The organism is Rhizobium ruizarguesonis (genome assembly GCF_017357285.1).
Taxonomy (GTDB): Bacteria; Pseudomonadota; Alphaproteobacteria; order Rhizobiales; family Rhizobiaceae; genus Rhizobium; species Rhizobium ruizarguesonis.
Map to the genome: position 1 here is coordinate 113393 of NZ_CP071682.1, position 20379 is coordinate 133771.

Annotated in this window: 11 protein-coding genes and 2 pseudogenes; 4 read left to right on the forward strand and 9 right to left on the reverse strand. The window is 60.9% G+C overall.

Going from position 1 to position 20379, the window contains the following annotated elements; translation table 11 throughout:
- Positions 1-579 precede the first annotated feature (579 nt).
- From J3P73_RS34860 to J3P73_RS34895, 8 genes and pseudogenes are all read right to left on the reverse strand, one after another.
- Positions 580-1611, reverse strand: coding sequence for an IS110 family RNA-guided transposase (locus J3P73_RS34860; RefSeq protein ID WP_207580353.1), 1032 nt, complete (start codon positions 1609-1611; stop codon positions 580-582).
- 430 nt (positions 1612-2041) lie between these two features.
- Positions 2042-4912, reverse strand: coding sequence for a patatin-like phospholipase family protein (locus tag J3P73_RS34865; protein ID WP_207580354.1), 2871 nt, complete (start codon positions 4910-4912; stop codon positions 2042-2044).
- Between the two features lie 14 nt (positions 4913-4926).
- A complete protein-coding gene (locus J3P73_RS34870) occupies positions 4927-6720 on the reverse strand; it encodes a GMC family oxidoreductase (protein WP_207580355.1) in 1794 nt (597 codons plus the stop codon).
- 2 nt (positions 6721-6722) lie between these two features.
- Positions 6723-9512, reverse strand: coding sequence for a hypothetical protein (locus J3P73_RS34875; protein WP_207580356.1), 2790 nt, complete (start codon positions 9510-9512; stop codon positions 6723-6725).
- Positions 9513-9528: 16 nt separating this feature from the next.
- Complete coding sequence (locus tag J3P73_RS34880; RefSeq protein ID WP_207580406.1) at positions 9529-11004, reverse strand: c-type cytochrome; 1476 nt, start codon at positions 11002-11004, stop codon at positions 9529-9531.
- 425 nt (positions 11005-11429) lie between these two features.
- The gene (locus J3P73_RS34885) at positions 11430-12956 is read right to left on the reverse strand and encodes a c-type cytochrome (RefSeq protein ID WP_130785119.1); all 1527 of its coding nucleotides are present in this window, start codon (positions 12954-12956) and stop codon (positions 11430-11432) included.
- 34 nt (positions 12957-12990) lie between these two features.
- Positions 12991-14376, reverse strand: a complete 1386-nt coding sequence (locus tag J3P73_RS34890; protein WP_207580357.1) for an NADH:flavin oxidoreductase — start codon at positions 14374-14376, stop codon at positions 12991-12993.
- Between the two features lie 621 nt (positions 14377-14997).
- Positions 14998-15336: pseudogene (locus tag J3P73_RS34895) on the reverse strand (ISAzo13-like element transposase-related protein); the annotation flags it as partial.
- A gap of 3 nt (positions 15337-15339) precedes the next feature.
- On the opposite strand from J3P73_RS34895, the pseudogene J3P73_RS34900 reads away from it, so the two are divergent.
- From J3P73_RS34900 to J3P73_RS34910, 3 genes and pseudogenes are all read left to right on the forward strand, one after another.
- Positions 15340-15645: pseudogene (locus tag J3P73_RS34900) on the forward strand (DDE-type integrase/transposase/recombinase); the annotation flags it as partial.
- A 270-nt stretch (positions 15646-15915) separates the two neighbouring features.
- Positions 15916-16209 carry a hypothetical protein gene (locus J3P73_RS34905; RefSeq protein WP_207580358.1) on the forward strand — a complete coding sequence of 98 codons (294 nt, stop codon included), beginning with the start codon at positions 15916-15918 and terminating at the stop codon, positions 16207-16209.
- 85 nt (positions 16210-16294) lie between these two features.
- The gene (locus J3P73_RS34910) at positions 16295-17959 is read left to right on the forward strand and encodes an IS66 family transposase (protein ID WP_207580359.1); all 1665 of its coding nucleotides are present in this window, start codon (positions 16295-16297) and stop codon (positions 17957-17959) included.
- Positions 17960-17965: 6 nt separating this feature from the next.
- Here the strand turns inward: J3P73_RS34910 and J3P73_RS34915 are convergent, their stop codons facing one another.
- The gene (locus tag J3P73_RS34915) at positions 17966-18340 is read right to left on the reverse strand and encodes a hypothetical protein (protein WP_072642649.1); all 375 of its coding nucleotides are present in this window, start codon (positions 18338-18340) and stop codon (positions 17966-17968) included.
- Positions 18341-18667: 327 nt separating this feature from the next.
- Between J3P73_RS34915 and J3P73_RS34920 the strand changes: the two genes are divergently transcribed.
- Positions 18668-19816, forward strand: a complete 1149-nt coding sequence (locus J3P73_RS34920) for a site-specific integrase (RefSeq protein ID WP_207580360.1) — start codon at positions 18668-18670, stop codon at positions 19814-19816.
- The last annotated feature ends 563 nt before the right edge of the window (positions 19817-20379 follow it).

The window sequence follows — 20379 nt, forward strand, 5'->3', positions numbered from 1 at the left end:
CCAAGAAATTCGGGCAGGCTAGTCGCGTCCGAGATTTGCGAGCTCAGTGAAAATTCCGGCTCTTCACCTTGAGCGTATCGATATGCAGGTCGGGGGTTTATCCCGAGCCGGAGACTATGCCGATGAAGCTGCCTAAGCCACGGAATTTCAGGTAAAAACGGCCGTCCGCGCTCGGCATAGTATTGTGCACTCTTGCAACAAATCAGAGGAGCGCAAGATGACAGTCGCCTTTGATCTGTTGTCTAATAGCGTTCCGTTAGTCAATGTGTTTTGAGCACGCGATATCGGCACCGTACGGGGGAACGCGCAAGGCGGCGTAAAGTTAAATGATTGATCGGGCTTCAGCGCTGATATTTTCTTCAGAGCTATCCGATGCTGGGAGCAACGTTGTCTCCGCGGTCGACATATGGTCGCCGCACAATGGGTCTTCGCAGGGTGGATCTTCCTATGTTTAGCGCGCAGTCTCTCAAAGAGTTGCAGCGATCGTTAACGGAATAATCCAACCCACGTCCGCAGCACGGACGCTCAGTGCATCAAATCAAGTTCGACGCGCTGAGGTGAGAAGGCTGGTTCTTTCGCTTATGCGGTAGCGCCAGCCAATGCGTTGAACACTTCTCCTGTTTTGAGCATGCTGTGCATGATGACCGCAAGCTTTCGCGCGACCGCCACTGCGGCGCGCTTGAAGCCCAATCGCTCACGCAGTTTAAGCCCCCAGTTTTTGAGACTGCTCTCAGTCCTGGCACTGGTTCTCGTGAGGAGCACTGTCGCCGCCTCGTAAAGTAATCCCCGTAAATGGTTGTCACCTCGTCGCGAGATATGGCCATCATAGTCAACCTCGCCCGACTGATAACGCCGCGTTGTCAGCCCGAGCCAAGCGCCGACCGAGCGTGACGTTCTGAAGTTGTCTGGATCTTCAATCGCTGCGACATAGGAGACGGCGGTGACGGCGCCAATCCCCGGAATCGTCATCAAAAGCTTCGCCTCCTGGCTCTCCCGCGCCGCTGCGAGCAATTGGCGATCAAGATCGGCCGCGCGCTTGCGTATGTCGCGCCATGCTTCAAGTAGAGGCAATATGATCCTGGCCAGGCTGTCATTGCCATCCAGGAGTTCCCTCACATTGCCATCAAATACCCGACCTGTTCCTTTAGGGATGATAAGACCGAACGTCTTCATCAGGCCGCGGATCTGGTTGCTGAGTTGGGTTGCGATGCTCAATAGCTGATTGCGAGCCGCCACCAGCGCGCGCGTCAGCATGCTATCGAACGCCTTTACCCGGACCGCCTTGTAGAAGCCGGCTTCGGCCAACTGGGCCAAGCCATCCGCGTCATTGGCGTCGGTCTTGTTGAGCGTCTCGTCCAATACCTTTTGCGCGTGCCGCGCTTCGATGCAGATTGCTGGAACCCCTTCAGCCGTTAGCGCATGATAGAACCATGTCGACAACGGTCCTGTCTCGAATACAACGCGCTTGGCGTGCGGGGCGTGTTTGCGGATCATCTGTGCCAAAAGCTTTGGATCGGAAGGAAACTTGCCCCGCCAGATCCGCTTCCCATCTTGTCGGATCGAGATCGCGGTCTCTTTTAATGAAACGTCCAGTCCGATATATTCGACCATGGTTGCCTCCAATGATGTTTGGGCCTGGTTCCAATCGTGAGCCCGTATTTCCATCCTATCGGGGGCAACCACCCTCGCCAGCGCTCCTTTGTAAAATGGCCTGGGACAATCGCGCCGCGATTACCCCATGTTTAGCAGCCAGCTATGGCAGCGGTTTAATGGGTGGATTTTTCGAGACCACATTGATCGGTACATTGCCGGGATGCAACGCGCTGGCTATCGCCCGCAATATATTTGCCGAGCTGTACGGACGGTCGAGAAATTCATTACCGTTGCGTCATGCATACTTGTGCAGCGGAACGCGTGTCAATGTTGACAGGCCGCTACGAGGACACAGCGAACCCTTCAGTTCTCAGGAATCGGGGAGACCCAGCCAGGGTTCAAGTTGTTCGAAGCCGGCTTACCCTTTCAATTGGTCCTTAATTCCTCTCTAGCCCTGACACCGGTGCTCGCTTTGGGTTGCCTTTAGGCTCGCCAAAAATTCCTTCCAGTTCGCGTCATGCTTCGCGGCCGCGTCATCTTGCGCCCAAAGCTTGACGTTTTTGGCTGCGGCCTCGTCCTGGTATGTTTCCGATATATCGTTATGCAATGCCAGAACGAGCGTTTCGACGTCATGGGCGGAGAGGACTTCGGTCTCCGATGGTTTTGCCGGATTTGCGAACGACAGCGAGTTGGGAAGCAGCCAATGTGTGCCAATCCCGCCGTCCCTGAAAACGCGAGGCATGGCGATCTCGTGTATGCTGATCTCGGAACTATGATCGCAGTAAAGCCTCTCGATTGCCGCGCGAAGTTCCGTCTCCAGTCCCAGGCCCAGCTGGCCTCCGGCGCCGAGCACTGAGCCGAAACCGAAGCTCTCGCTATAGCGGCCGGCCGAGGCCGAAACATCGGCGATGACGACGTGCAGCGGCGGCAGGGCCTGCGGTTCTTGCGGAGCCGATCGGAACGCGTCGCGGATGGAATAGTAGAGCGTCATGGCGCCACGGTTTTCGACCGCTCCGCCATCAGTCACCCAGTATCGCATCCTTGCTTCTCCTGATGCTTCGATGTCGATTGCGGCATCGGGAAAGACGGGCGGAAAATTTGCGCTCAATGCTGCAGCACGCGCGATCGATATATCCGCGTTGTCGAGCGTTACGAGCTGCATATGCAGCGATCCGTCGTCCGGTGGAGACGCCGGCGCGGCAAGATTGGTCAACACCAACCGCCCGCCCGCCTGGCCGGCATCCAGGAACTGGCGGCAGCGCGTAGCCCTCTCGGGTAGCGAAAGGTTGTGATTGGCTTGGCAGGGCTGACCGTTATTGGAAAAAGACCCAACGATCGCGGTGTTGAGCATGAGGCCGAAGGACGGCGCTTCCATTGTTCCGGTGCCCATGTGGCAGACGAAGGATTCGGCGAGTATCGCGCCCAGTCTCGACCGTGCGGGGATCCAGCCCGTTACGTCTTCATCCGGCCTTTGAGCTTCATGGCAGGCTGAGGACGCCCAGCGCCAGCGCCCGAAAGCGAAGCGCATGTCGCTTGCTCCATCAATCACTTGTTCGATGAAGGGCAGCGCCATGGCTTGCGAGAAATCGCCCCATGCCTTGACATCCATAGTGTCGCGCGGCCGGCGAAGCTCTTTCTCGTGAAGCGCAAAATAGCCGAGCGCGGCGCTGCCACCTGACACACCGCTGACGAGGACGACGTTGCAGATCTGGTCGTGTTCGGCCAGCCCCCGCAGCAGCGAGGCGGTATAGATCGCCGCACGTGTGCCGCCGCCGGAGGCGACGACGGCAATTCTCGGCATGGTGGGCTGCAGCGGCCCGCAGCCGCCGTTGGGTTGGTTGCTTTCGAACAATAGCGCTGCCGGCTGCTTGTTCACGTGCCGCTCGAAGCGGATAGCAAGTTCCGGCGGCTGGATCGCCCGCAGGAAGCTGAAGACGGCGGGACCGCCGATCAGGCCATAGGCCAGGGCGCCGACGAGGGCGGGATAGACGAGCGTCGAACGCTGGAAGTTGCGCAGGCTTGCAAGCAGGTCTCCCGTTGGAGCCTGTCCGGCGGGCAGGCGCTCCAGCTGCGTACGAAACTGCGCGAGCATTTCCGCCGGCGTCATGAACTGGATCGCCCTGTTCGATGCGGCTTTGGTCTGCCGCTGATACGGATCCTCGTAGCGGCCCTCGATCTTCAAACGCCCCGCGCCATGCAGCGCGATCGTCCGGCCCCGGTTGCGGACGGTGCTCAAGGTCTCGCTGCCTTCATAGTCGTAAGCGATTTCGACCGGCGTGATCGATAGGTGCTGCTTGTCGATGAGGCGCATCAGCCGGCGCGCGACGAAGTGATCGCACCAGAAGCCGTAGTACCAGGCGACGGCATAGGCGAATACGATATAGCGCATGATCGTCGTGTTGCCGTAGCCTCTAGAGCCGGCGTTGAAGAGATAGGTGATGTAATGGACGTCGGCGAGGCGCAGCACCGCAACGACGATGACGAGAACGCTGATGACCCGCTGCGGGCCGATGAAGAAGAGGCGCCCGACCGTCTTCAGGATTTCCATCAACCGGTCGAACAGGATGCCGAGGAAAAGGACAATCCATGCGACAAGGGCGGTCACGCCGAATGCGTACCAGAGATAATGGTCCGGCACGAACAGGGTAAGCAGCGATCCGGGCAGAAGCAACTCGACCGGATAGCGGATCGGGGCGATGACAAGGGCCGATACCAGCGCGGCGATCGGTCCGCGACCCATGAAATCGTATCGGTTCTTGGGCAGGAAGAGCTCTACTTTCGGCAGGCTGTCGGCAAGTCCGCCGCCTGCATTGGAGCGGAACAGGCTCGATGCGAGCAGCCAGGCCGCCGGGAGCGCAAGGACAAGTGCGCAGACGATCGCGACGCCGACATGCAGGCGGGGCCGCGCCGTCATCATGCCGTAGGTTTCCGGGCGCGAATTGACGAGGAGAAGCAGGGCAAGGGCCGCAAGGATGACGAGCTGTCCTCCCAGCAGATACTGGTTAAAGAGCGCCTGGCGGCCAGCGGCCGCATGCAGCAGGAAAAGAAGCGCAAAACCGATCGCGAGCAAGCCGAGATTGCCCCAGCGCATCTCGACGGTCGGGCCGAGCGCCATGGCAAGGGTCAGAATAGCCGCGAGCACCGGCACGAACCAGGCGTAACCGTCGGGGGCGAGCCATCGCCAGGCGATGTGCCGCCCCTTCGGCAGCGGCTGGTTCAGCCAGGCATCGAATTCCCGCCACCATCGAACGAAACTCCGGACGTGTTCGCCGAGCCAATTGTAGATGCTGGCTTCCCGATGGGTAGGGTGTTCGTTCATCAGCGTGTTTCCAGTCAGCTGTCGGCGAGAATGACGTCTGCCGCCTTCTCCGCGATCATGTAGACGGCGGTGGCAAGGAAGTAGCCGGGAATGCGGGGGAAAACGGAAGCATCGACGACGCGCAGGCCTTCGATGCCGTGCACCCTGAAGCGGCTGTCGAGCACGCCGCCATCCTCGCGGGGGCCGATGGCGCAGGTGCCGCAGGCATGATGGCCCCAGGCGTTTTCCGCGACATAGCGGCGAAGCGCCTCGTCGCTCTCGTTCTGCCGGCCGGGCTCCTCTTCGCTTGCGATGAGATCGTCCATCGCATCGTTGACCTTCCTGACGAAGCGGATGGCATGGACGACGGCATCGAGATCGAGGTCGTAATCGCCGGTTCCTTCGAAGAAGGAATGAAACACGACGGCAGGCAGGACCGCTGGATCGGCACTTCTCAGCCGCACCGTTCCACCCTGGTTTTCGGTATAGGCCTTCAGGATCGCCCATGTCATGTAATCCGGCTTGCGGATGCGCGCGGAATAACGAGGAAAATAGCCGCGGAAATCGGCCAGCAGCGAAAAGCAATGCAGGTCCGGTTCCGGCAGCGTGTCGCGGGATTTGAGCGTCAGGGAAAACATGACGCCGTTGCTCGTATAGTTGCCGATGCGGAATCTGCGCCACCGCCGGTAATGGACATCGCGGGTCGTATAGGTCACGCCCTTGAGGGCCGACCAGGGTTCTTTCATCCGGCTGACGACGCCGACCTCGTAGCGGTCCTGCAGGTTCCGTCCGATACCAGGAAGAGCCTCGACGACGGGAATCCCGTGCTCGTCGAGATGGCCGGGATCGCCGATGCCGGAGAGCATCAGAAGCTGCGGCGAGGCGAAGGCGCCGCCGGCAAGGATGATCTCGCGGCCGGCCTGAATGATCTCCTCGCGCCCCTCCCCGTCGATGCAGCGAACCGCCACCGCCCGCTTGCCGTCGAATTCGATGCGCGTGACGGTGGTGTTGAGGCGAAGCGTCAGGCGGTCGGGGTGCCGCTTGATCACGTCGAGCAGCCGCTCGCGCGGCCCGTGCCTGGTGTGGCGGCGCGTCGAAAGCGGTGTGACGCGCACGCCGCAGGCGCCGACGTTCCAGTTGCGGTGGTCGTTCGGGTCGATCTCGGTCGTCTCCCAGTCGGAGCCCCGCTTGCCGAAGGCGTCGGCCGCCGCGCCGACGCAGCGCAGCAGCGCCCGCCACAGCGGCCAGTCGCGCAAGGCCCGCAGCGGCACGGCGCGCTCCGTGGTCATCCACCCCCACCATCCATGGCCCGTCGGATTGAGGCCCGTTGCGGCGGCAAGCCAGCGCCACAAGAAGAAGCGGTAGCGGCAGCGCTCGATGCGCTCGAAATAGCCCTGCATGTGCGGGGCCTTCCAGCTTTCGTCGCCGGTGACCGCAAAGATGTGGTTCCAGTCGCAATGATTGGGCCGCACGACGATCATCGCATGATGAGCGGTGCAGCCGCCGAGCCCGCGCACGCGCGGATACAGCACGCCGTCCTTTTCCTTGCTGTAGCGCCAGTCGCGCTCCTGCATCTCCTGATTTTCATAGTGGCGCACCCAATGGTTCTCGGCCATGCCGGGATGTTCGGAGGCGAAGGCGTGAAAGGCCGGTACGCGAGAGGCATCGGCAAGCGGCATGTCGGTGCCGTCGTCGGCTTTGGCCAGCGGATCGCCGCCGGCTTCGATGACGAGCACCGTCCGGCCCTCTTCGGCGAGCCGCGCGGCGACGACGGCGCCACCGGCGCCGCTGCCGATGACGATATAATCGTGGGTCGGCCCGTCGGACATCGTCAGAACTGCTTCAGATAGGAAATCAGGGCATTCTTGTCCGATTGCGAGAGATCGGCGCCGAATGTGTGCCCGCCATTGACCACGTAATCCGGGCATTTGCTCAAGCCCACCAGCCGGTCGACGAGTTTCGTGTCGCGCACCACCTTCTCGGCTTTGGCGAGCACTGCGGGATCTGCGAGTTCCTCCGGCGTACATTGCCCGCCGAGCTCGGAAAAGGCTCCGATCAGCGCCGGACCGGCGGCAATCAGGCGCTTGTAATTGGCGAACTTGTCCTCCTCGTCATTGTCGGGCAGCAGCTCGGTGTTGGTCAGCGCGTTGATCGGGAAACCGGCCGGGAACGGGCCGACGGTGATCGAGCCGTCCTTTTTGAAGGCCCAGCCGGCGACCTTGTTCAGCATGCCGGTGAAGGGCTTCACCTTGTCGGGCACGAAGCCCGGCGGTACGATGAGGCAGGAGGGCGCGCTCGTCCGGTAGATATAGCCCGGCACCGGCGCCTCGGTCATCTTATCCATGCGGCGCGTCTGCGGTGAGAGCATCTGGCGGATCGACCGATCGAAGACTGTAAGCCTGTTTTCGACGCAGGGCAGATAGGGATCGCCGGCATCCGCCGCGGGGCAGGCGGTGCCGCGCCCAGCGCCGTAGCCGCCGGCATTGTCCTGATTGTAGTAGTCGGTTCCGTGATAGCTCTCCTCGTGGCCGACCGAATTGTTGAGCAGGAAAGGCGCAGTCGACCAGAGGCTGACGAGTGAAGGCGGCCTCAGATAGCCGCGCCCGTTGCCGGCCGCCTGCAGCGGCGTTGCCGCCCCCGAAACCGGATGATTGACCGTCACCTCATGCGGAGGCGGCAGCGCTTTGTAGGTGGAAGAGGTGAAATTGTCCCAGACGTCGCCCGAAAGCCCGTTGGTGGCGATCGCGCTGCAGGCATTGGTGCGCACGATATCCATCGGCACGCGCCGTTCCGTGGAGAGGTAATTGCTGTCGAGGAAGTCCTTTCCGTCCTCATCCTTTTCGGTGACGAGCTTGACCATGCCGCGCTTGAAGGCATCCGACTGGGCCCAGGCCCAATAGCGATCCCAGCATTCGCGATAATGAGGGCCGGCTCCGCCGCCTGCGCAGATGCCCTGATCGACGCCGAGGTCCGGCGCCGGCACCGGCTGCTTGCTCGAATGACAGGCGGCGCAGTTTTCGGCAAAAACGATCTTCCCGCGATCGACCTCGGCCGGATCGCGCGCTTGGAGCACCTGCTCTCCGACTGCCGTATCCTTCAGATGATCGGCGCGGGCCGCGACCAGGAAGAATATCGCCATGTCGGGCGTCATCGTCTCGGTGGCCTGCCAGTAGACCGAATTCTTCTGGGCGTCGGTGATGCGGATCGGCGAGATCTTCTGCCCGCCGAGGAAGGGGCGGAAATGCAGCAGCCATTCTTCGCTGAACAGGCCGATATTGAGATAGACGCGATTGAGCGCGCCGAGCGTGCCGACGGAATCGGCTCCGTCCTTCAGGACGCGCATCGAGGCGACCGTGCCGGTCGCCTTGTCGTAGAGGGAACCGAAGGCTGCGGTCTGCGGATAGTCCTGCGCCTGCTTGTTGTCTTTCTCGTCTCCCTTGATGGTTTCCTTGCCCGTCTTTGCCCCGATGCGCAACCGCTCCAGGACGTTGTAGACGGCGTTCATCGTACGAGGGTTATTCATGTAGTCGCTCGAAACCAGCGAGGTATCGAGCGAACCGGGCGGGTTCGTATGGAACAGCTGGAAAAGGAAGTTCCCTTCGTTAGGGGCCGGTTCCACGGGCGTCGCTCGCGGTTTGGTGTTCCAGAAGAAAATGCGGTCGACCCAGAAATACTGGGCGCCGGGATTGGAGGAGATTTCAGGGAATTCCGGGCTCTCGACGTTCTTCGGCGGATTGATCGGACTGGGGCCGACATGGCAGAAGGCGCAGGACATGCCGACGCGATAGGGACGCACGAGATCCTTGTCGTTGTAGTAGGAAGGATCGGTATAATAGCGCACCGCATCCCAATGTTCGGCCGCCTTGCTGTCGAAGGCGGGATTGGGGAAGAGACGCAGGCCCATTACGCCCGTTGGCTCGCCGTAGTAGGAGCCGACCGGGACTTTCTTCTCCTCGCCCCTTACCTTGACCGTGGTGCCGCGCGAGCCGATCCGCACGCCGGGATAGCGTGCGTCCGCCTCGGTATTGCCGCCGAAGCTGTCGGCCGGGCACTCCGTCTTGCGCTGATCGATCCACAGCCCCCAATGATCGGGATCGGCGCTCTTCGGGGTTGTGAAGCAGGGTTCGTTGACGAGGCCGAGATAGCGGAAGCGGTTGTCGCGGCCATAGGCCATCGTCGGATGGGACGAGATGGTCTTCAGGAGGTCGAAGGAGCCGATTGTCGCGCGGGCGGCGAAGTCCCAGAAACGGTCGTTGCCGCCAGTCCAGACGGTCCAGGTGTTCTGTCCGCGGATCGCCGCCTTGCGGACGGCCTCCGGATCGAGCCCGGTGGCGGTTGCGACCTCCTTGATCTCGTCGGGATAATCGGCGCCGGCTGTCGGCGGCAGCAGCAGGCCCTTGTCCATTGCCGCGAAGTAAGGCTCTCCCGCCCCGGGAAATTCCTCGACCTTGCGATGGGCTTGCTTCGCCTCATCCTCGACATGGCCGAACTGGCCCGCATCCGGCTCGATCAGCCACCAGACGATGAGCGCAACCGCAGCAACGGCGATAACGGCGAGGGTGACGACGGTCGCCACGATCCAGGCGATAAACCGCATGATGCGCTGTCTGATGTTTGCCATCGATCCCTCCTGATGGTCAAAGTGTCTTGAGATACGAAAGCAGCTGCTCCTTCGCCTCCGGCGGCAAATCCGTGCCCCAGAGATGACCGCCATTGCCGTTGCCCGGCCGGCTTGTGTCGTAAAGCGTGCCGTACCGTTCCCCCGGCGTATCCGGCATGCTTACGAAGCCTGCATTCTCGGCATCCACGAGATCGTAGCCGCGGTAGAACTGCCCCGGCCGCTCGGCTGGCGCAAGAAGCAAGGCCCGCAATGTCGGGACGCTGCCGTTATGCAGGTAAGGACCGCGCAGCCACAGGCCCCCGAGGCCTGTCGCGACATAGCCGTCGGTCTTCTGGAAGTTGGTAAAACTCCAAGCGTAACTCGGCTCGTAGGCGGCGTAGCGGTCGCGGGCCGCGGGCGTCCACATGTCGAGGCGATGGCGGTCGGTGCCGAGCTCGACGATCGAGATCGGCGTCCGGTAACGGGGCCCTTTGGCGTCATGGCAGACGGCGCATTGCGCGATATAGATCCCACGGCCGGCGTCGACCGCCGCCGCATCGACATGATAGGGATCGCCTGCCGGCCTGAGAGGAGAAAACGGCGAGGGCGGCGGCCCCTGCAGGCGGATGAAATCCATAATGCGGCGAAGGCCCTCTTCGCTTCCCCCATAAGATTTGTAGGTCATCCCGTCGCCGATCGCACCCGAGACCACCGTCTCGTAGAGATCGGTTTGCAATCCGTCCCAGTGGAGCGAGAAGCGGCGCGTATTGGTGGTGGCGAGACCGGCAAGCGACCACAGGGGCATCATGTCGGAATTGCCGATCGTGTGGTCGTCGGCAAGACGGAGGTTCTGGAACTTGACCGGGTTGAAGGGATCGATCCGGCCCGGGCCCCAGTCCGGCCGATCCTTCATCCAGGCGAAGCGCCCCCCCTGCTCCTGGAGGGCCGCCCGGGTCGCCGGCACCAGCACGAAGCGATAGAGCGCCCATTCCCAGACCGGCATGTCGTAGACCTTGCCGATCTCCGCCATCACCCGGTCGGCGGTAAACCGCGGATCGGCTCCGACATCGATGAGGAAACGGATATAGGCCTGCGGATTGACCCTCGTTCCCGGGCCTGCTTCGACCAGCCGCGCCGGCTCGTCGGCACGCAGCCGGTAGCTGCCCTGGTGGCAGAAGGCGCAGTTCGGCGCGACGCGCCCTATGACGCCGAGCGTCTTGACCGAGAGGCCGACAGGAACCTCGTCGCCGGCGCGCCAGTAGAGGCCGAAGGCGCCGTAGCCGTCCGCGTTTGCCGGCAGATGTTCGGGAAAGAGCTGCGGCAGGACCCGCCAGATCCAGTAGGGAATTCCCTGCGCCTCTTCATTGCCGATCGAACCGTGGTTGAACACTTCAGCCAGATCGTTCGTCTTCGGCTGGGCGACCGGCCGGAAAAGCAGGAAGAACAACGCGAAAGCGCCGACGACGAGCAGCACCAGAACGGCTAAAAGCCATTTCCAGAAGACGCGCCTCATGCCTGTCTCGCCTTCGGCGATATTCTGTTCGAGCCGCAGGATGCGCAGGAGACAGAAAAGCGTCGCAATGCCGACCGACCCGTCGAGGAAGACACCGGCGAGGTAGCCGAGCGGCTGGTCGTAGACGAAGACGGCGAGAAAGAAGAAAACCGTGCCGAGCGTGCGGGAGGGAAAGACCGCAAGCCAGGCGAAAACGCGGTAGCGGTCGATATCGAGCGTCGCCGGAATATAGAAGATCGACAGGATCCCGAGCAGCAGGCCTGCAAATCTCGGCCAGATCAGCTGGTTCACGCTAATGCCGAAGAGGCCGAGGATCCACTCCGGACAGAAGATGAGCGGCAGGACGAAGGCGAAGTTCAGCAGGATGCCGATCCAGACGAGGACTGCATGCCGTGCCTTCCATTTGCTGAGCGATCGCGACTGGGTCATAGCGTCTTCATATATTCGACGAGGGCGTCTTTTGCCGCGTCCGGCAGGTCCGTGCCGTAGCGATATCCTTCATGGCCGGCATTGCCGTTGCCGGGCCGCGCCGTGTCGTAGCGAAAGAGATCGCCGCCGGCAGACTGGTCCGACCGATAACCCACCCTGGCGAGATCGAACTCGTCGCTGCCGCGGAACCAGACAGGCGGCCGCTTGGCGCTCGACTCGAGCAGATCGCGCAGGGTCGGCACCGAGCCATTGTGCAGATAGGGTGAGCGCGCCCAGATGCCGTCGAGCGGGTGATTGGCATAGCCGTCGGTCTTGTGGAAGCGGCTGAAGCGCCAGGGATAGCCGGCATAGAGCAGGTTCTGCTCGGCGGCGAAATTTTCCGTATAAGAGGTCCAGCGTCCCGCATCAGTGCCGATATCGGCGAGTGGAACCGTCTTGCCGAGGCGCGTGAAACGCTGCCTGTCGTAGCTGTAGCCGTTCGCATCCTTGAAGCCGTGGCAATCGGCGCAATAGTGCATGAACAGCGTCTTGCCCTCTGCCGCCTTCGCCTGATCGATCTTGGCGGCGACGGGGAACGGCGGCGAAGGCAGATCCCACATCCAGTCCTCGATACGCGCGATCGATGCCCGGTCGACCGTCACGGGCGTGACGCCGGCGCCAAGTGCGGCGCTCAGGTTTCGTTCGGCCACGGAATCATTGTTGCCGTCCCAATGGAGGTTCATGCCCTCGCGCGGGCGCTGGCGCCAGATGGCGGGGTAGTCGGAAGAGCCGTTCAGCGCCGCGCCGCTGATATGCGCCTCGTCCATCGGAAAGTTGAACTGTAGCGCCTTATAGGGATTGAACGTATCCACGCGGCCCGGCCCCCATTCCTCCTGCCGCTTGACGAAATCGAGTTGGGTGCCGAGATCGAGGAAGGCGTTCTTGACCCTGGGAAAGACCACGTAGCGGTAGACCAGCCGCTCGAAGACATTGAGATCGCCGCCGACCTTGGGGCCGTCGATCGTCGCAATCAGCGCATCCGCGGTAAAGCCGGGATCGCGGCCGACATCGATGAAGAAGCGAATGAATTCCTGCAGGCGCAGATTATTGGAAGGTGCGCCGGGGATGAGATGGCGAACCGGATCGCCGGGAAGATGATATGTGCCGACATGGCAGACGGAACAGTTGAGCCAGACCCGCTCGACGCCTGAGACCACGCGGCGTGACACCCCGATCGGAAGGTCGTCGCCGGGCTTTTCGTAGAGGAAGCCGAAACGGCTCCAGCCTTCCGGCCCGAGCTTGTCGGCATACATGACCGGCAAGGCCTTGAAGACCCAGTAGGGCGGTCCCGTCGCCGTCTCGCTGCCGATAGAGCCGTGCATGAAATGCTCGTTCTGGCTTTTGAAAGCGACGACATACTGGTTGACGAAAACCAGATAGTAGACGACTGCGAGCAACAGCAGCACGACGATCGCCAGCCACCAGCGGCGGTGGCGGGCGACTGCGATCTCGACGGGCGTTTTGCGGTCGTTGTCGCTGCTCATGAGTCCACTCCGAATGCGCGGGCGATGGCGCGTCTCAATGGAAGGTCGGCGGCTCGAAAACCGACATGACCTGCTTGATCATCTTGTCGTAGCGATCCTCGAAGCTCGTTCCGTCAAATCGGCTGAGGTCATAACAGCCGAGCGGGTTTTCGAGATCGTTGAGCAGACACTTGTTGCAGTAGGTGCATTCCTTTTCCGGACCGTTTGCCTTGGCGAGGATCTCCGGCAGATCGTTGTTGGCGATCAGCGGGCGGGCCATGGTGACGCCATCGCAGGCTTTCGAACGGATGGCCTCGGCGATCCTGTCGGCATGCTGGAAGCCGCCGGTACAGAGCACCTTGATATCGGGGTCGATCTTGCCGATCGCTTCAGAAACGGCGCGTGCATAATCGAGATTGATGCCCTCGATGACCTTGCCCCTGCGCCAGCGCCAGAGCGCCTGGAAGGCGCGCGCCAGCAAAGGATTGGAAAAGATCGCATAGTTCATCGGCGCCCGCGTACCCTGCGAGAGCATGCCGTCATACCAGCGGTGAAGGTCGTTCAGCGGAAGGTCGCCGGCCGGATTGCGCGGATGCGGAAAGGTCGATCCGCTTGAAACATGAAAGGAATCGACACCCTTGCCGCCATCGAGCAGCATCGTGCAGATCTTGACGGTTTCGTCGAGCGTGTTGCCTTTCCTGATCCAGGGATAGAGCCAGTCATTGTGGTCGACGCCGTTGATCTTCATCTGCAGGTGAAAGTCGTGCCCGACCTCGCGCCGGATCGCCCTGACGATCTCGAGCACGAAACGCGCCCTGCCCTCCCAGCCGCCGCCATATTCGTCGGTCCGGTCGTTGATGCCGGAGCTCAGGAATTGTGTCAGCAGATAGCCGTTGGCGCCGTGAAGCTCGACACCGTCGAGCCCCGCCTCCCGCGCGCGCCGCGCCCCTTGTGCGAACTGTTCCACCACTTCGGTGATTTCGGGTTTCGTCATCGCCTGGGCGAGCAGCCCGTGGAAGTAATCGCTTTTGCTGGTCGAACTCAGGCCCTTGCTGAACAGGTTCTCGACGCCACCCATGTCCTGCTGGCGGCCGGAATGGCTGAGCTGCATGATGAACCGACAGTCATGGGCATGGACGCGGCGGCCTACTTCCCGCCAAAAGGGGATCTTGTCGTCATCGTCGATCATCGCGTAACGCACGAGGATCCGGCCGCGCACTGAGACCGGCGTGAAGGAGGAAATGATGCAGCCAATGCCGCCGCGCGCGAATTTTTCCTCCCAGTTCAGCCGGGCGTTGCCGCCGTGACCATTATAGTCATCGAACTGACCGGATATACTGGATCGGAAAAGACGGTTCTTCACCGTCAGCGATCGAAACTTCAACTCTTCGAAAATGAGCGCCGTATTATCGGCGTGGATATATTGACTGTTCGGATGCATGTAGGCCTATCCGGATGACGTGCCGAAGCAACGGAAGAGGAAAGAAGAAGCCGAGATGCAATGCTGAGTTATAACTATCTGGTGTGTCTGGTGATAATGCAATTTAATGTAGATTGCAAATGAATTTCTTGAGCGGGACTCTACTGATGCCCACCATGCGGACAGACACCGTTACTGCTCCCCAGTTATTCCAATGCATCGTCGGGAATCGTTTGCAACACAGCAAACATGCCGCCTTGGGTCGACGTCCGCGTCTTGTGGCGACCTATTGGGAAGAGAGTGTCTTCATCCTGGTCCACAGCACCCAGAACCAGCGATCAGCAGGTGATCGGTTAAGGCGTGGGACCGGCTTGAGAATTGTGCCCTAATCGCCTCCAGGCCCAGACGGTACCAACCAACCCACTAGGTTCCTGTTGGCGACAGTTCACAAGCTTAGCGGGCCGCACCAAGCAGAGGTCGTTCCAGTTTGCTCGTTGCAAAAACCTTTGCAACCAACATTTCAACTCCCTACACATCGCCGGTATCAGCCGCTCAAAATGGAAAGCTGGGCCTTCAGTCGCGGCGAAGGCTTTCGCCGAGATCACGACCTTTTAGAAGTTAGGATAGTTCGCAGAATAACCGCTACACGTTTCTTGGGGTGATTGTGTAGTTCCACTCTGGATGGAAAGCGTCACCGGTGATGTGGAGTTTTGCCATCTGGGCATCGGAGACCTTGACGCCTTTGTGGTAGGTGCGGGTGTCGAGGGCACATTCGACCTTGAGGCCGGTCTTTGTCGTGGTGGCACCGATCAGTTCGACCACGGCCAGGCGACTTTCGAGCGGGCGACCGCGCCAGTTCTGAGTAATATGGCAGAACAGGCGGTGCTCGATCTTGTTCCACTTCGAGGTACCGGGCGGATAATGGTGGACGTGAAGGATCAAGTCGGTCTCGTCGGCCAGTTTCTGCAATTCCAACTTCCAGTCATGATCACCGACAAGCTCCGGTCCTATGACGCCGCCAGGCGCGACCTCATGCCCGGTGTCGAACACCGGTCGCACAAAGGCCTCAATAATCGAGCGGAAAATTCGCACCAGCCGACCCGACGACGCGAAAGGACCATGAAACGCTTCAAGTCGGCACGCCAGCTTCAGCGGTTCGTTTCCATCCATGATCCGATTGCCAACCTGTTCCACTTTCCCCGCAATACGCTGTCATCGGCTCAACATCGAGACCTGCGTAACGCCGCCATGCAAATCTGGAACAAAATCGCGTGTGTCGCCGCAGCCTGACAGCCGTCCCGGCCAGCTATCGCTGCATCAATCCGCTGATAACTTTACTGTGCCCATTCAAGTGTGGTTCCTGATTCAGGTCAATAGGTTTTCACCGAAACGACCTACGGTCAACGACAATACAGTCGCTACGATAGCAGATTTTTATGCTGTCGTCGTCTCGCGAGACGGCTTCGGCAGTAACCGATTCCTGTGAATTCCCCTGCCTCTCCCGAGACTCTTGCGAAATTCTGCGCTAACCTTTCATTAACGTCTGATAGGACAAGGCGCATGAACACGATCAGCACCGACCAACTGGAACCCAACCGCTTCTACTGGGCTCGCCGTCTGCCGGCAAAAGGTACGTCGATCTCCGAGCGTGATATCGAGGTTGTCCAGATCTCGACGGTGTTCGGCGCAGCCTGCGAGTTCTGGACGGTCGCGGTGGTGGGCAGCGACGAACGTTTCGATCTCTCCGCCTTCGAATTCTTTCAGAAGGTCCCCTCCCCGCCGATCGCCGAGGGTCGCCGCCCGAATTTGGTACGTGGGGCAGATTCGGTGGCGGCGTTTCGGCGCCGGGCATAGAAAGTGTGCATAACCGTACGCTTTGAGAACAGTTTGTCGGCTTGGGGGATTCCCTGAACGGGGCAAATCATGATTCGATTCTGCCATGAAGAAACGGCTTCCCTCCCCCGAGCATGCCGACACGCTTTCGCTGAATGCGTTGCGCGGATTGGTGACGGGTCTGCTGGAGCGGGCGCAGCAGGCGGAAGCTCGGCTCGGGAAGCTTGAGGCCGAGACCATCCAGCTGCGCGAAGAAACCGCCGCCCTTCGCCTGGAAAATACCCGGCTGAAACTCGAGAACCAGCTGCTGCGCGATGAGATCGCCCGGCTGAAGAATCTGCCACCGCGGCCGCCGTTTCGATCGTCCGGCATGGAAAAGGCAACCGACACGAAGCCTGACGAGAAGCCGGGCGCCAAGAAGAAGCCACGGGGTCCAAAACTGGATGTGAAGCGGGTGAGCCGGCGGCAAGTCTTGCGCGCCGATGTTCCCAGCGGCTCGCGCTTCAAGGGATACAAAAGCGTCTACGTCCGCGACCTTATCCTCAAGGCCGAGCTCGTGCATTATCGCCGCGAATGCTGGGTGACGCCGGATGGAAAGACGGTGCTCGCGCCGTTGCCAGTGGGGATCACAGGCGGTTACGGGGCAAACCTCAAGCGGCTGTGCCTGATGCTCCACGCGCAAGGACAGGTGACGATGGCGCGGCTGACGACATTGCTGAACGATATCGGTCTGGACATCTCCAAGCGTCAGATCGTGCGGCTTCTGACCAAGGATCTGGATGGCTTTGTCGCTGAAGATGCGGCGGTGCTGCATGCTGGCCTGGTGTCGTCGGCCTACGTGACGGTCGATGATACCGGCGCCCGCCATGCCCATGCCAACTTCCACACGACCCATATCGGCGGCGAGCATTTTACCATTTTCCGCACCACGAAATCAAAATCACGGCTGAACTTCCTGTCGCTGCTGCGTGGCAGTTATCTGGACTACGTGTTGAACGATGCGGCTATCGACTATCTGGAGGAACGCCATGGCGGTCCAGCATTGGCCGCCGGACTGCGGACTGTTGAACTGCAACACTTCTGCAACCAGGTACCGTTCATGGAGCATCTGGGCGGCAAGGGTATCGACATCTTCGACCGGCAGGACATTGGTACGCTTGCAGAGGCCGGCCTTTGGGGCTCGATCCGTCATCATGGTCTGGTGGGTGACATGGTGATCGTGTCCGACGACGCCGGCCAGTTCCGCGTCGGCAACCACGCGCTATGCTGGGTCCACGGCGAGCGTCTTCTGCAAAAGCTGATGCCGGCGACTGCGAAGGAGGAGCGCTGGGTCGCTGTCGTGCGCGATCTCGTCTGGCGTTTCTACAAGGCGTTGAAAGCCTATCAGCTGAACCCTTCCCCTCAGTCCGCTCCCGCGTTCCGAAAACGGTTCGATAGGATCTTTAGCCTGCGCACCGGCTATGGGGCACTCGACAAGTTGCTTGAGCGGCTGCATCGCCGTAAAAACGAGCTGCTAAAGGTGCTCGATTACCCGCAAACACCGTTGCACACCAATGCGTCAGAGAATGACCTGCGGACGTTCGTCACCAAACGAAAGATCTCCGGCGGCACCATGAGCCGCGATGGTCGTGTTGCCCGCGACACCATGCTTGGTCTCTTGAAGACCTGCCAGAAACTCAAGCTTTCCTTTTATCACTATCTTGGGGACCGGCTTGGCCTCGGCGGCGAAGCCATCCCGCAATTGGCAGGCCTTATCGCGGCGAAAGCCTGAACGCCGCTACCGCGTGCCGGGCTTCGTAAATGGCAGCACGCGCCCGTCCTTGGACGCCACCCCATCCAGAGCATGCCGACCGGTCAGCCTGACAAGCGTCGGTGAGACGTTCCAGTGCCTCTCGTCGTCGGTATGGATCGTGACGGTCTTGCGATTGCGGCGAATGACGATACCCGTAATCGTTCGGCCGTCGGGTGCCTCGAACATCACGGCACTGCCGATCTTGATCTGCTGCAATGCTTGATCTGTCTTTTGCCGATGCAGAAGATGAAGCCGTTCGACGATACGCTCGTTCAACGCCAGCAGTTCGGCCTCATCGAGCCTATCGATATCGATGTTGGTCATGGCACGGATCCATCCTTCAATGGCAGTCTTCTTCAAGGACGAAGCGGATTATGATAGAAGCTGGTCAGCGACACAATTGCCTGACAAACCGGCATCGCCACCAAATCTGCCCCACGTACCCGAATTTGACGATTGTTTCCGCCGGATCGCGGCAGTTAGGCCATTGAATCATAGGCGACTAGGGCGCCTAACGGCATTTAAACAGACATTTGCTTCCGCAACCAACCATGAACCACAGCCGGCGTTTTAACCATCGATAACCAACGTTTATCGATGGTAGATTGATTTCAGGGCGCAAATCACCGACAATCGGGGCAAATCACGGTCCTAGAGGCCACCGAAACCCGCGATTTTGGAGCGCCCGTGGCCCAACCCAAGACATCACTGACCGCCGTCGAGCGCCGCGCCGAAGAACTCGACACCATTGCCGCCGTGCTGCCGATGGAGCGCCGCGACGAACTCGCCGAACTGCTCACCGACCACGACGTCGAAACGCTGCGCCATCTCGTCAACCAGGGCATGGGCGACAACACATTGCGCGCCCTGACCTCGGATCTGACCTATCTCGAAGCTTGGGGACTAGCGGCGACTGGAAAGTCGCTGCCCTGGCCGGCGCCAGAAGCCCTGCTGCTCAAATTCGTCGCCCATCATCTCTGGGACCCGCAACACCGCGAGACCGATTCGGATCATGGCATGCCGGCCGACGTCGACGAAAAGCTCCGGCAACAGGGGTTTCTGAAATCTGTCGGGCCGCATGCGCCGGCGACGGTGCGCCGGCGGCTGGCGAACTGGTCGACGCTGAGCAAGTGGCGCGGCCTCGACGGCGCCTTCACCTCCCCTGCCCTCAAATCAGCCATTCGTCTCGCCGTTCGCGCCGTCCCCCGGACGCGGCGTCGCAAGAGCGCCAAGGCCGTCACCGGCGATGTGCTGGCAAAACTGCTGGCGACCTGCGCGACCGACAGTCTGCGCGATCTCCGGGACCGGGCGATCCTGATGGTCGCCTTTGCCTCCGGCGGTCGCCGGCGCAGCGAGATCGCCGGGCTGCGCAGCGAGCAGCTAACCGTCGAGCCGCCAATCCCGGGGGACAATGGCCCTCCCCTCCCCTCTCTTGCCATCCATCTCGGCCGGACCAAAACGAGCAGCGCTGAGCAGGACGACGTCGTCTATCTGACTGGGCGGCCGGTCGAGGTGCTGAATGCCTGGATGACGGCAGCCAAGATCGACAAGGGGAGCGTGTTCCGAGCGGTCGGCCGATGGGGGACGGTTTCGCGGCGGGCGATCGATCCGCAGTCGGTCAATGCAATCATTAAGCAGCGGGCGGCGATGGCGGGGCTGGAGCCTGGGGAGTTTTCCGCGCACGGATTGCGTTCGGGATATCTGACTGAGGCTGCCATCCGCGGGATTCCGCTCCCCGAGGCGATGGAACAGTCGAGACATCGCTCGGTTCAGCAAGCCTCGAGTTATTACAACAATGCCACCCGTCGCAGCGGACGCGCTACGCGTATGCTCTGAAGGCTGCTTCCGGCTCCAGTGGTCAGAAGTGGGTTACAGCCAGGTAATTTTACTAACGCTTTCCCCGAGATGGGGCGAGCGATGAACCGAGATTAAGTTGAAGTACGTCTACGTTGCAGCGTGACCTTCACCCCTTCAGCACTCCTCGCAAAGATGGGAATTTTCGACAGCATCAGAGCAATTGCCAAGTTTGATATATCCGCGCGTCAGCCCTTCACTCCAGGGGCGCCGAATGCTTCCTTCCTGTCATAAGCTGGCGGGCGGGGGACCGTAGATTAGAAGCAAATACGTGCGCCCCTGTACCTTCGCCCGCTTGGTGTCGGTCACGTTAATCGTCCCTCAGCGGGCGCAGATGGAGCATCACGAGGGAACCTAGTACTCGCGAAACGGGGATGCTGCTGATGTCTCTAAGCTTCTGGTCTGCATCCTCTCAGCCGCATCGAAATTAAATGCGTCGATGGCGTCCTTGCGGCCGGCCGGCCGGCTCTAAGAACAGATCCGTCAAGACAATTGGGGCGATCTCGTGGGGCCTTGATCGATAAGGATGGCAAAAATCGTAATGA